Raw genomic sequence first — 12,302 nt, 5'->3', positions numbered from 1 at the left:
TCCCAGTCCGCCCAGCGCAGCAACCGCTGCATCCCGTCCGGCGACACCTCACCCGCCTGTTCAGCCAGCGTCCAGCCGTTCTTCCGCTCCAGGCCCGCCACCAGACCAGACACATACTCCCGAGCCCGAGCCCGCGGCTCCGAACGCGTGAAACGACCCGAAATCCGCTCATGAACCCGGCCCAGCTCACCCATCGCCACATCAACCACCACACGGATGATCTACCACACGCGCACCAAATGCCGTTGCAGTATTAGAACCACCCGTACCACTCACGAGGTCTTATCCCCCGAGCACTCCGCTGACCTCGTTCGGCGTCCCCGAAAGGGCGCCGGTCGCGGTCTTCACGCCGGAAGCGAGATCGACCGAATGGATCTCCTTCTTGCCGGGATCGGTCACGTAGGCGGTCCCGCCCCGGACGAAGATCGCCGGACGCGGCTGCTGCCACTCGAGCGGTTCCTGCCAGGAACCGAGTACGGCGATCTTTCGCGTCACCGAACCGGTCACCGGGTCGATCACGTGAATCTGCCCGTCGGTGCCCAGCACCAGAGCCTCACCCTGCGGGCCACGGGCCAGCGACCGGAAGGTGTAACTCGTCCCGAGGTCGACGTGCTTCATCGTGGCCTTCTCCGTGTCGATCAGGGACACCCGGTTCGAGCGTTCGAGCTCGGCGTCCTTGTCGACCTTGTAGTCGCCCAAGGTGATCGGAGAAACGTCCGAGCCCGCCTGGTTGCCGATACGCCCGTAGGGATCCGGGCTGGAAACCTTGGTGATGACTCCGTTCCGGTAGATCAGCACACCGGTTTCGCAGCCGACCACGACCGCCTCGCCGCGCGCGGCGGCTTCACCGTGCACGCCGGGGCACTGCTCGTTGCGCGCGATCTCCTTCTTGTCCTTGTCCAGCACCACGATTCCGGACCGCTTGTCCTTGTTCCCGACCGTGGTGACCAGTTCGCCGTTTTCGAGTTCGACGGCCACGCCGTGATGCGCTTCCGGCGTCTTGTGTTCGGGCGAAGGCAAAGCCGAGGTGCCGATCGTCTTCGGATCGAAGACGGTCACCTCGCCGGTGCCGTCGGCGAACAGCACCGTCTTGCCGGCGTGCCGCACGACGTGACCCGGTTTGGCCGCCTTCACCTCGGCGTCCGTCAGCACGGCACCGACAGCGTCGAGGACGCGAAACCCGGTGGACGTCGAGACCATGAGATGCCGGTCGTTCCCGGCGGGGTTGAGCCGGTTGAAGCCCGTCAGCGGGAGATCTTTGGCCACCTTCAAGGTCTTCCCGTCGAGCAGGAGGATCCCTCCGTCGTAGGTGACGGCCACCGGGTCCGCGACGACAGGCGCCGCGTCCTTCGGGGCTTCCGCGGCGGGCTGTTCGGTCGCGCAGGCGGCGAGCGCGAGCGTGCTCACCGTCGTCGCCATCAGCGCGGCGTAGCGGGTGGTTCGTGCCATTTTCCTTGTGCCTTTCGTCTGTTCCGGTCAGGAACGGGTCAAGCCGGTGGTGATCGATTCGGTGTTGGCGCGCATCATTTCCAGATAGGTGGCCGCGCCCTGGCCGGGTTCGCTGAGCGATTCCGAGAACAGCGGCGTCACCGCGACGTGCAGTCCGGCCTGTTCGGCCAGGACCCGCGCGAGCCGGTCCGGTTGCGAGGAATCGGCGAAGACGACCGGCACTCCCGCCGCGCGGACGACGTCGGCGAGTGCTTTCAGGTCCGAGGAACTGGGCGAAGCGAGCGTGGTCCCGCCGGGGATCACCGCGCCGACGACTTCGAACCCGTACCGCTGGGCGAGGTAGCCGAAGACGTGGTGATTCGTGACGAGTTTCCTTCGATCGGGCGGGATTCCGCCGAACTTCTCGGTCATCGTCGTGTCCAGCGCGTCGATCTCCCCGCGATAGCGTTCGGCGTTGGCGCGGATCACGGCTTCATCGACGCCGCTGACGTGGGCGACGACCTCGTCGGCGATCGCCTTCACCACGTCGCGCACCCGAGCGGGATCCGTCCAGAAATGGGGATCCGGCTTGTTCCCGGCGTAGCTGATCGGGTTCGCCCACTCCCCTGCCGGGAGCGCCGGTACGCCGTTTTCCTCGGCGGTGCGGACAGTGCGCAGCATGCCTTCTTCGAGCCCGAGTCCGTTGTAGACGATCAGACCGGCGCGTTCGACCTGAGCCGCCTGCTGCGCGGAGATACCGAACGAATGCGGGTCGGCGTTCGGTTTCATCAGCACGGTCACGTCGGCCTGATCGCCGACGACGGCACGCGTGATGTCGCCGAGGATGTTCGTGGTGACGACGACCGATGCGCTGTTCCCACGGCTGCCGGAACACCCGGTCGCCGCCAGCAGCGCTAGGACGCACAGTGCGAGGACCCGGCGCTTCATCGGCCGGTCTCCACGATGTGACCTGCCTTGCCGCCGACCTTCAATGTCCTGGCGCGACGAAGGTTGTCGTTGTAGTCGATCTCGTACACGTCCGCCGAGAGCGGGTTGTTGACGTAGGCGCGGGTCGTGTCGACCTGGATGGAAGGAATGTCCGCGGCGGTCGCTTCCGGTGTCAGAAGCGGGATCGCCGTCTGCTCCTTTCCACTGCCGTCGAAGGAACGCAGCGTTCCGTCCCGAGTCAGGGCCAGCAGCGGACCGCCCTCCCCGACGGCGTTCACCGCGGCGACCGGGCCGGTCTCGACGTACTGCCAGCTGCGGCGGCCGACGTCCAAGGACCACACGGCGGTCTCCCCTGCCCGTGCCGCGAGCGTCGCGCCGCCCGGCCGGTGGAAGAAAGCCGTAGCGCGCTCCTGCGCGGAGACACTGCGCGGGTACGGGATCTTCGCCCCGGTGAACGCACCGTCCTTTTCGGTCACGAGCAAGGCTCCGTCCGCGCAACCGAACACGACCCCGCGTCGCGTCACCGCCTGCCCCTGCAGGTCCGGACACGGCTGCTCGATCTCTGCCACGGCCTTTCCCTGACGGTTGTGAACGCGCACTCCCCGGGCGAGCGGCTTCCCGGGTTCCGCCACCGAAGCGAGGACGTGCCCGCCGTAGGGAATCGCGACACCGGCGTGGGGTTCACGCGTGATCTTCCCCAGTTCGGCCACGGATCCCTTGTCGAGCTGGGCCCTGTCGAGCAACGTCGTCGTACCGTCCGGATAGGACAGAGCGGAAACGGCGGGATCGCTGTAGGCCGCCAAGGGCCGTTGGCCCGGAGCCATGCCGACGTCACGGACCTTCGCCCGGTAGTAGTGGACATGGTCACCGTGGTCGACCATCCACGCCCCGCTGTCGATCACGCGGACCGCGCCGTCGCGCCCGGTCAGGTAGCCGAAGCGACCGTCACCGGTCAGAGCACGCACTCCGTCGACCTGCCCGGTCTCGTGCACCTTCTCGGTGATCAGGTCCACCACGCGCACAGCACCCGTTTCGGTGTCGGCGACGATCAGCCGCGACTGGGCCTCGGCCGCCTCTTCGGCACCTTCGACATAGCCGTGCGGAACATCCGCGGTCACCTCCTTCGGCTGCTCCCCGCCGCACGCCGCCAAGGTCAGCGCCGCGACGACCGCCGTCACTGCTTTCAGTTTCATCGTGAACTCTCGATCTCCGGTGTCAGGGGACGGAATCGCTGTCGTACGAACGACAAGAGGGCGGAAAGGAAGAACAGCAAGACCGCGCCGGCGGCGATGGTCGCGCCCGCCGCGGTGCCCCAATGCCAGGACACGAGCAGGCCACCGACCGTGGCGGCGATGCCGAGCAACGCCGCGACGATCATGATCGTGGTGATCCGCCGCGACCAGAACAGCGCCGCCGCGGCGGGCGCGATGAGCAGCCCGAACACCAGCAGCGTCCCCACGACGCGGAACGACGCCACGATCGTCAGCGTGACCAGCCCGAGCAGCACCGCGTTTGCCAGGCGCGGGCGAAGACCCAGCGTGTGCGCCTTCCGGACGTCGAAGGTGAGCGCGGTGAACGACCGGTGGCCCAGCGAGGCCACCACTCCCACGACGACCAGGGTGATCGCGAGACCGACCAGATCACCGGAACCGACGGCGAGCACGTCGCCGAAGAGGAATCCGGTGAGATCGACCGCGAACGACCGCGAGTGGGACACGATGATCACGCCGCTCGCGAGCATGCCGACGAAGAGCAGTCCGATGGTGGTGTCTTCGGACAACCGCCGGGAACGCCCGAGTGCGGTGACGCCGAGCGCCATCACGCCGGCGCTGATCGCTGCGCCGATCAGCAGGTTGACGCCGGTCAGCGAAGCGATCGCCACGCCCGGCAACATGCCGTGCGACATGGCGTCCCCGATAAAGGCCATGCCGCGCAACACCACCCAGGTCCCGACGACGGCACACACCGCCGAAACGAGCACTCCCGCCACCAGCGCACGCTGCACGAACGACACCTCGAAGGGGATCAGCAACCACTCCACGCGTCACACTATAGTGGTAATGATTGTCATTATCTAAAGGAGGTGGGGATGACCCCGGACACAGCGGCGCTCACGATCGACCGCGTGCACGCGCACTACGGCTCCCACGAGGTACTGCGCGGGATCACCGCCCAGGTGCCGTCGGCGCGGATCACCGCGATCGCCGGTGCGAACGGCGCGGGCAAGTCCTCACTGCTCAACCTCGTCGCGGGCGTACTGCCGGCGACCACCGGGTCGGTGACCCGTCGGGATCCGGACCGCGTCGCCTACGTGACCCAGCAGAGCGAGGTGTCCCAATCGCTGCCGATCACCGTGCGCGCCACCGTCACGATGGGACGCTGGGCACACCGGGGCCACTGGCGACGACTGTCCAAGATGGACCGCGACATCGTCGGGGAATGTTTGGAACGACTGGACATCACCTCGATCGCGGACCGGCTGATCGGCACGCTCTCCGGTGGGCAGCGCCAACGCGCGCTCGTGGCGCAGGGATTGGCCCAGCGGGCCGGACTGCTGCTGCTCGACGAGCCATCGGCCGGGCTGGACCTGCACGCCCGCGGCCTGATCGACGAAGCACTGCGCGCCACGCTCGCCGAAGGCACGACGGTCGTGCGCGTCACGCACGACCTCGACGTCGCGGGCCGAGCCGATCACTGCCTACTGCTCCACGACGGCCGCCTCGTCGGCGAAGGCCCTCCGGCTTCGGTGCTGACCCCGGAACGAGTGACGGACGCCTGGGGCCTGCGAACCCGCAGTTAGTCCTCTGAATGCGGGGCTGAGGGCCGTCGAAGTTCGTTACGGTGGTTCACCGAGAGAAGGGGGACATTGGTGACCGCACCGGTGGAACAGACCTGGCAACGGATCATGGCCTTGCTGTCCGAACACGCGCCCGCCACCGCGCGGGAGATCCGGCCTCCCGCGCCGGCCGCGCACATCGAGCGTCTGCAGGACCGCGTCGGTCTCCAGCTGCCGGCCGAACTGCGTGCCAGGTGGGCCCTCATGGACGGTGTCGACGACCAGCGCGACCACGGTTCCGGGAATCAGTCCGGTCACCTGATCCCGAGGGACTACCTGCCTCTTCCGGTGACGCGGGCCGAGGAGGAGCACGGCAGGCAGTCGCGGTATCCCGACCCGGCCTGCCGCACTCCCGAGGGAGCCCACCACAAGCAGGCCGGCGACACCGGATTTCCTTTCTGCAGCGCGGTTCTCCCCATCGGCCGTGACATCGGCGGCGGCCTGCTCTGCGTCGATCTCCGCTCGGGCGAAGACCACGGTCGTGTCATGAACTGGTACGCCGGCGAAGGGATCTACCGATCCGGCTGGACAAGTGTGACCGAGATCCTCGACGAGATCGCCGAGCGCCTCGACAACTACGCCCACAACCGTCAACTGCCCTCTCGCGAAAGGCATCTCGTCATCAGCGACGGCGAGCTCAGCTGGCCTTGACCCCGAGTCACCGCGTCGTGACGCTCACCGCCTTCTCCGCGGAGGTTCCGAACCCATGCCCCGCGTGAGCGAGCGGATGCCAGGTCGTGTCAGGCCGCGCGAGGGCGGTCTCACGGGGCCAGGAACGCACCCCGAGGATCGACGTGAGCGAACTCTTCGAACCAGCTTCATGACCACGCTCTCCCCCGTGCTGGAACGAGGCATGATCAGCGCCCTCGGCTGGTGATCACGGCTTCCCGAGCAGCGCCGCGACGGCCTCGCGCGCCTGACGGGCCGGAGCCGGGTCTCCGCTGATGCCCGCCGTCACGATGGCACCCTCGGCGAGCAGGAACACCGGTTCGGTCACCGCCAGACCGGTGGCCAGCACCCAGGTCTCGACCTGCTCGTGGAAAGCCCGCTTGTGTGCCCGCACCTGGGCCAGTACCGCTTCGGACGAGGGGCCGACCTCGCCGTGGGCGTTGATCCAGGCGCAGCCGCGGAAACCGGGTTCGGCGAACCAGTCGGCGAGCCAGTCGAAGATCGTGAGCACTCGCTCGCGGGGATCCGCGACCTGCTCCACGCGGTCGGCCAGGCTGCCCCTCCAGCGCCGATCGCGGCGCCTCAGCATCGCCACGACGAGGTCTTCCTTGGCTTCGAAGAACCGGTAGATCCGCTTCAGCGAAAGACCGGACGCCGCACGGACCTGATCCATGCCGACCGCCTGGATGCCTTTCTCGTAGAAGAGCTTCTCGGCGGCGTCGAGCAGGACTTCACGGTCCACCCGGTTCTGCTCGTCGGTGACAGCGGCCGGCATCGGAACTCCTTGACGTTGAGAACGTTCGTTCCCTACTCTAGGCGTCAGATGCGGAGAACGCACGTTCTCCACCTGAGGAGGTCGACGATGTCGGAAGATCGCCCGCCCTACCCGCCGTTCACGCGGGAGTCGGCGCTGAGGAAGGTCCAGGCCGCCGAGGACGCGTGGAACACTCGCGATCCCCGTCGGGTGGCATCGGCGTACACGCCGGACTCGGTGTGGCGGAACCGGGATACGTTCGTCCAGGGACGCGAGGAGATCGTCGCGTTCCTGACCGCGAAGTGGGATCGGGAACAGGACTACGCGCTGCGCAAGAACCTCTGGGCGTTCGACGGCGACCGGATCGCCGTCCGGTTCCAGTACGAATGGCACGACCAGGCCGGACAGTCGTGGCGCAGCTACGGCAACGAACTGTGGGAGTTCGACGAGCACGGTCTCATGAGCCGTCGTGAGGCCAGTATCAACGACGTGGCCATCCCCGAAGGCGATCGGCGGATCCACGGCCCCCGGCCGGTGGAGGAACACGGAGCCGACTTCCCGCTCCGGTAGCTCAGTGCACGAGCGTGGCGATCTCCCACAACCCCAAGGACTTGTCGGCGTAGGCGCCGCCCTCTTCGGTGCACCCCTCGACCAGTACGGCCAGCGGTGCCGGGAATCCGAACGGTTCCCGGCACAGGTTCAACGGCCTCCAGTCCCCCGTCACGATGTCGGCGTTGGTGCCGAGTTCGGTGAACGTCGTGGTCAGCAGGTATCGGGAGCCGCTGCGCCGGAGATTGAGCAAGGCCCTCTCGATGTCGGCGAAGCTCAAGTGCACCAGGCAATCCCGGCACAGCACCAGATCGGTGGACGGCAGCGGATCCCCGGTCAGGTCGAGCGTCCGGAACTCCCGCACCGGATCGTCGCGGAACCGTGCGGCGTTCGACTCGACCAGATCGGTGACGATGTCGGCCCCGATGTACCGGTCGAGGTCGAGATCCACCTCGCTGAGCCAGCCGAAGTCCCCGCACGGCAGATCGAGCAGGGTGCGCACGCCGAAGCGTTCGAGGAGAACCGGCAGTTGTTCGCGGAGTTCCCGGGTCTGGACGGACTCGGAACCGGGGCCGGAAACCGAGGAGGAACTCCACAATCGGGATCGGAAGATGTAGGTGAAACGATCCTGGGTCCCCATGCTTTCGAGCTCTTCGGCGACCCGGCGGAAATTGACCTGCGCTGTGGTGATCGGTCGTTCGTCCACACCTTCATCGTAGATCGATTCGAGCGCTCTCACTTGCCGGACGACGGCATCAGCGCGTTCTCCTCGTGGTCGAGTTCGGTCTGCAGGATCCTCAGGCTGGCGTCGGGCAACCGGCCGGCGTCACGCCAGCGAAGGAGTTCTTCCCGCTGCGCCTCGATGATGCTGTGCCGGGCGCGGACGGCGGCCTCGTATCCGGGAGCCCGAGGCGTGAGCGGGTTGTCCTCGAGGTAGGCCAGCCGCGCCCGATAACGTCGCTGACGCCCTTCGAGGTTCTTCCGCATCGCCGCCACCGCCTCGTCCGGCACGTCCTCCTCGTCGATGAGCTGCTCCAGGCGTGCGAGAGCCGCGTCGATGGCCGCGCTCCGTGCCTGGTTGCGCAGCCGCGCCTGGTCTTGGACGTCGGCGCGCAGGCCAAGGCGTTTCAGGAGCGGCCCGAAAGTCACCCCTTGACCGACCAGTGTCACCAGGACCACCAGGAACGCCGAGAACAACAGCAGATCGCGCGCGGGGAACGGGCTCCCGTCCGCCGTCACGGCCGGGATGGCGAACGCGGCCGCGAGCGTGATCACCCCGCGGGTGCCCGCCCAGCTCAGTCCCGCGATCTCCTTGCCCGTCAGCGCCCGCTCCGAAGCCTCACCGGTTTCGTCCGCGCTGCCGAGCCGGGCGTGCAGCCGCCGCGGGAAGAGCTGGGTCAGCACCAGCCACAGCGGCCGGACCAGGAGGACGGCGCCCACCGTGACCACCGCGGTCAAGATCACCGAGCTGACCGGGTAACCGCCGAGCCCGGCGATGACGGCGGGCAACTGCTGACCGATGAGCAGGAAGACGAATCCTTCGAGCAGGTAGTTGACCAGGCTCCACACCGCACCGGTCTGCAGCCTGCTCGCTCCGGTCTGCAGCCTCGGCGTCTGGTGTCCGATGATCAGCCCGGCGACCACGACCGCCAGGACACCCGAGCCGTGGATGGTCTCGCCGAGCACGTACGCGGCGAACGGCGTCGCCAGCGAGACCGCGTTCGCCGAAAGGGGATCCGCCAGGACGCGGCGGGATATCCGCACGAGGAACGCCACGACCACGCCGACCAGCAGGCCGCCGATCGTGGCGAGGGCGAACTCACCAGTCGCGAGACCGAACGAGAAACTGCCGCCGATCGCGACGGCGAGCGCCATCTTGTAGATCGTCAGCGCCGTGGCGTCGTTGAGCAGGCCTTCACCCTCGATCAGGGTGGACAGCTTCGCGGGCAGCCCGACCCGGCGGCCGACGGCCAGCGCCGCCACGGGATCCGGCGGTGCGACCGCGGCACCGAGCGCGATGGCCGCCGCGAGCGGGATCACCGGGACCAGCCAGGTCAGCAGCCCGCCGACCGCGAAGGCTGTCACCAGCACCAGCAGTACCGACAGGCTGACGACCGAACGCAATCTGCTTCGGATCGCCAGGAGGCTCGAGCCGAGCGCGGCGTTGTACAGCAGCGGCGGAAGGATGACGTCGAGGACGAACTCGGGTTCCAAGTGCAGGTTCGGCCCGGGGAGCAGGGCGTACACGAGGCCGACGACGGTCAGCAGCACCGGATCCGGCAGGCCGAGGCGATGGCTGATCGCGCCCACCACGACGATGACGCCCAGCATGGCCAGCACGAACCCGATGACACCCAGCATGCCCCTTGTTCTACCCGACGGGAAATCCGGTCACCGAGGCCGGTGCGGTGAATCCACTGTGGACGATGCGATCCCCGGCCGCTCACGCCGGTCGCAAGTAGGGTTGTCGCATACGGATCGGACAGGGGGTACCGATGACCGATTGGGACAGCGAACGCGGCCGGTCGCTGAGGGCGAGTGCCGGTGATCTGGCCAGGACGGCGTTGACGAATGTCGTGCGCGAGTACCCGCACCACGAGAGTCACTGGCACTTCGAAGGCGTGCCCATCGCCACCCCGAGACTGTCGCATCCGTGTTTCTACGGCAGTTTCGACTGGCATTCCTGTGTGGAGATGTTCTGGGTACTGGTCCGCCTACTGCGTCACCGCCCCGAACTCGTGCCTGCCGAGGAGATCCGCCGCACGCTCGACGACCATCTGACCGTCGAGGCACTCGCGGGTGAAGTCGCTTTCTTCACGCCTGAGGAACACCGCACCACCCAACGTCCTTATGGCTGGTCCGCGCTACTGGAGCTCACCTTCGAGCTCGTCACCTGGGACGATCCGGATGCCGCGCGGTGGTCGACAGGCCTGCAGGAGCTGAGCGCGGTCTTCGTGACCCGGTACCTCGGCTGGTTGCCGCAGGCCACTTATCCGATCCGGTACGGGATACACGAAAACGGCGCGTTCGGGCTGTCCCGCGCTCTGCCGTACGCCGGCCACCTCGCCGACCGGGGCGACCCGCGCCTGCTACGGGTCATCACCGAGACGGCCTGGCGGTGGTTCGGGGCCGACCACGACTATCCAGGCTCCTGGGAACCCTCCGGCGCCGACTTCCTGTCCCCCGCCCTCGCCGAAGCCGAGCTGATGACCCACCTGCTGTCCGCGACCGAGTTCGCCGACTGGCTGGAGCGGTTCCTGCCCGGTATCGCCGGGCGGGAACCCGCGACCCTGTTCACCCCGGCGACCGTGACCGACCCCACCGACGGGCAGATGGCCCACCTGCACGGGCTCAACCTGCACCGCGCCTGGTGCTGGGACCGCCTCGCGCGCGCCCTCCCCGGCGGCGACGACCGGATCCCCGCCATGTTCGACACCGCGCAGGCGCACACCCGGGCCTCGCTGCCCCAGACCACCGGCGGCCCGTACACGGTCGAACACTTCCTGGCCTACTACGCCCTTCTCCTGCTCAGCTGAACGAATCGAGCCGACGATGACCTGGTCGTTGCCACCCGTCACCACCGGCGCCGAACGCCGTCTCCTCGAAACCATGCTCGACCGCAACCGGGCCGAAGTGGTCAACGCGGTACGCGGCCTGTCCGAAGACGACGCCCGCCGCCGTCTCGTCACGTCCCTGACCACACCGATCGGCCTGCTCAAGCACGTCGCGGTCGCCGAGCGGATCTGGTTCCAGCATGTCCTCGGCGGGCTGCCCGAGAGTGAATGCGATGGCGGTACGAAACCGGGCGACGCCAGTTTCATCGTCGGCGACGACGAGACCGTGTCCGACGTGATCGCCGAATTCGAGCGGGCCAGTGCGCGTTCCCGCGTGATCGCCGCCGGCTTCGACCTCGACGTGATCAAGGTCCACCCTCGCGTCGGCGACGTAAGCCTGCGGTTCGTCTACTTGCTGCTGATCGAGGACTTCGCCCGTCACGCCGGGCACGGCGACATCCTCCGCGAGCAGATCGAGCACCCCGCCGAAGGTGACCTCCGGTAGACCACGACCGCTCTCCCGCGAGAACATGTCCGGAGTGTCACCACCCGATCAGCCCAGTGACTCACTGTTGGGATACAGACGAAGCAAATGCAGGCACTCGACCGCCCGATCGAGTGAACCCAACGTGAGCATGGGTGCTCGAATTTCGCCGAACTTGGCAAAAGGTGACCGTAATAGGGAGTTGCGATCAGCATTTTTCAAACTGCGAAGACGCTGTGCACAGCCTCCACAAAATGACTCTTTACCTGCGATGATCAGTGCGACGGTGCATATCGCGGTGACCTGGTTCGACGCCGGAAAGGCAAGCGGCCGGGCCGTCGGACCTGTTTGACGGCACTCGTCCGTTTGGCGCCACCGACTACTTTGAGTAGCTTCCGGAGTCACCCAGACCGTTGAGCGACGCGTGCATACCGTTCAGCGCGACACACGCTGTACTACTGAACGGTCACAGTCTGCTTTCGCCAAGATGAGCTCAGCCGCACCGAGTCAAGAACCGGTAACGCGCGCGTGGCCCCCTGCTGGAACAGGAGGCCACGCGGATGTCCGTTGACCCGCTCGCTAGAACAAGGACAGGACGCCGTGACCTTACAGCCTGATAATGCGAAGACACCAGACAACAGCCCGCCCCGTCGGGTCAAAGTTGTCATCGAGCACCTCGAAGAACCGCCTCGCCGGGTCGCCACCTCCGCGGAAATGATCCGCGCCGCGCGACCCCTCCTGAGGAGCACGGGACGCCACCGCAAAGCGCAGACCCGCGACAGCTGGCTCTGCCTCGCGATGGCGGTGCTCGCCGGCTGGGCTCCGACACTGCGGATGTGCCTCCTGCTGACGATCGGCGGCGTGGTCGTCGTCGGCGTCGTCAGGATCAGCACACCGGAGGTCGGCGTGTCGGCGGGGACCTGCGTCGGTCTCCTGACCCTCTTCGGCGCCTGGATCGTCAAGGCCCGCCACGGAAAACAGCGGCGGGAACCGAGTCTGTAACCGGACTTTCGCCCCGTGCCGGCCGGAAAGACCGGCACGGGGCCCTTCGTTGTCGGAAACTCTCCCCGCCACTCCCTC

13 protein-coding genes and 1 pseudogene are annotated in these 12,302 nt (G+C 67.4%); 6 read left to right on the top strand and 8 right to left on the bottom strand.

Annotated elements, in window-relative coordinates:
- The 5 genes and pseudogenes from ACFOSH_RS33575 to aztB form a co-directional block, all read right to left on the bottom strand.
- A pseudogene (locus ACFOSH_RS33575) lies at positions 1 to 194 on the bottom strand (IS701 family transposase); the annotation flags it as partial.
- A gap of 88 nt (positions 195 to 282) precedes the next feature.
- Positions 283 to 1,449 carry a zinc metallochaperone AztD gene (gene aztD, locus ACFOSH_RS33570; protein WP_378243864.1) on the bottom strand — a complete coding sequence of 389 codons (1,167 nt, stop codon included), beginning with the start codon at positions 1,447 to 1,449 and terminating at the stop codon, positions 283 to 285.
- A 27-nt stretch (positions 1,450 to 1,476) separates the two neighbouring features.
- Positions 1,477 to 2,376 carry a zinc ABC transporter substrate-binding protein AztC gene (gene aztC, locus ACFOSH_RS33565; RefSeq protein ID WP_378243862.1) on the bottom strand — a complete coding sequence of 300 codons (900 nt, stop codon included), beginning with the start codon at positions 2,374 to 2,376 and terminating at the stop codon, positions 1,477 to 1,479.
- Positions 2,373 to 3,569: a hypothetical protein gene (locus ACFOSH_RS33560; RefSeq protein WP_378243860.1), complete on the bottom strand. Its 1,197-nt coding sequence runs from the start codon at positions 3,567 to 3,569 to the stop codon at positions 2,373 to 2,375. Before ACFOSH_RS33560 ends, aztC begins: the two co-directional genes overlap by 4 nt.
- Complete coding sequence (gene aztB, locus ACFOSH_RS33555) at positions 3,566 to 4,417, bottom strand: zinc ABC transporter permease AztB (protein ID WP_378243858.1); 852 nt, start codon at positions 4,415 to 4,417, stop codon at positions 3,566 to 3,568. The genes ACFOSH_RS33560 and aztB overlap by 4 nt, the downstream gene beginning before the upstream one ends.
- A 48-nt stretch (positions 4,418 to 4,465) precedes the next feature.
- Between aztB and aztA the strand changes: the two genes are divergently transcribed.
- Positions 4,466 to 5,176 carry a zinc ABC transporter ATP-binding protein AztA gene (gene aztA / locus ACFOSH_RS33550; RefSeq protein ID WP_378243856.1) on the top strand — a complete coding sequence of 237 codons (711 nt, stop codon included), beginning with the start codon at positions 4,466 to 4,468 and terminating at the stop codon, positions 5,174 to 5,176.
- Positions 5,177 to 5,245: 69 nt separating this feature from the next.
- Complete coding sequence (locus tag ACFOSH_RS33545; protein ID WP_378243854.1) at positions 5,246 to 5,863, top strand: SMI1/KNR4 family protein; 618 nt, start codon at positions 5,246 to 5,248, stop codon at positions 5,861 to 5,863.
- A 226-nt stretch (positions 5,864 to 6,089) separates the two neighbouring features.
- Here the strand turns inward: ACFOSH_RS33545 and ACFOSH_RS33540 are convergent, their stop codons facing one another.
- The gene (locus tag ACFOSH_RS33540; RefSeq protein ID WP_378243852.1) at positions 6,090 to 6,656 is read right to left on the bottom strand and encodes a TetR/AcrR family transcriptional regulator; all 567 of its coding nucleotides are present in this window, start codon (positions 6,654 to 6,656) and stop codon (positions 6,090 to 6,092) included.
- 87 nt (positions 6,657 to 6,743) lie between these two features.
- On the opposite strand from ACFOSH_RS33540, the gene ACFOSH_RS33535 reads away from it, so the two are divergent.
- A complete protein-coding gene (locus ACFOSH_RS33535; protein ID WP_378243850.1) occupies positions 6,744 to 7,205 on the top strand; it encodes a nuclear transport factor 2 family protein in 462 nt (153 codons plus the stop codon).
- A gap of 1 nt (position 7,206) precedes the next feature.
- Here the strand turns inward: ACFOSH_RS33535 and ACFOSH_RS33530 are convergent, their stop codons facing one another.
- Positions 7,207 to 7,890 carry a class I SAM-dependent methyltransferase gene (locus ACFOSH_RS33530; RefSeq protein ID WP_378243848.1) on the bottom strand — a complete coding sequence of 228 codons (684 nt, stop codon included), beginning with the start codon at positions 7,888 to 7,890 and terminating at the stop codon, positions 7,207 to 7,209.
- Positions 7,891 to 7,919: 29 nt separating this feature from the next.
- Positions 7,920 to 9,545 carry a Na+/H+ antiporter gene (locus ACFOSH_RS33525; protein WP_378243846.1) on the bottom strand — a complete coding sequence of 542 codons (1,626 nt, stop codon included), beginning with the start codon at positions 9,543 to 9,545 and terminating at the stop codon, positions 7,920 to 7,922.
- Between the two features lie 134 nt (positions 9,546 to 9,679).
- Here ACFOSH_RS33525 and ACFOSH_RS33520 point away from each other — a divergent pair, with 134 nt between their 5' ends.
- The 3 genes from ACFOSH_RS33520 to ACFOSH_RS33510 all read left to right on the top strand — a co-directional run bounded on the left by ACFOSH_RS33520 (position 9,680) and on the right by ACFOSH_RS33510 (position 12,224).
- Entirely contained in the window at positions 9,680 to 10,720 is a 1,041-nt protein-coding gene (locus ACFOSH_RS33520) for a DUF2891 domain-containing protein (protein ID WP_378243844.1), read from the top strand.
- 16 nt (positions 10,721 to 10,736) lie between these two features.
- A complete protein-coding gene (locus ACFOSH_RS33515) occupies positions 10,737 to 11,243 on the top strand; it encodes a DinB family protein (RefSeq protein WP_378243842.1) in 507 nt (168 codons plus the stop codon).
- A 693-nt stretch (positions 11,244 to 11,936) separates the two neighbouring features.
- The gene (locus tag ACFOSH_RS33510; protein ID WP_378243840.1) at positions 11,937 to 12,224 is read left to right on the top strand and encodes a hypothetical protein; all 288 of its coding nucleotides are present in this window, start codon (positions 11,937 to 11,939) and stop codon (positions 12,222 to 12,224) included.
- Positions 12,225 to 12,302 lie beyond the last annotated feature (78 nt).

This window comes from Amycolatopsis speibonae, assembly GCF_042647925.1.
GTDB classification, from domain to species: Bacteria; Actinomycetota; Actinomycetes; order Mycobacteriales; family Pseudonocardiaceae; genus Amycolatopsis; species Amycolatopsis speibonae.
The sequence above is the reverse complement of the archived record's forward strand: the minus strand, read 5'-3'. Positions and strand labels throughout refer to the sequence as shown.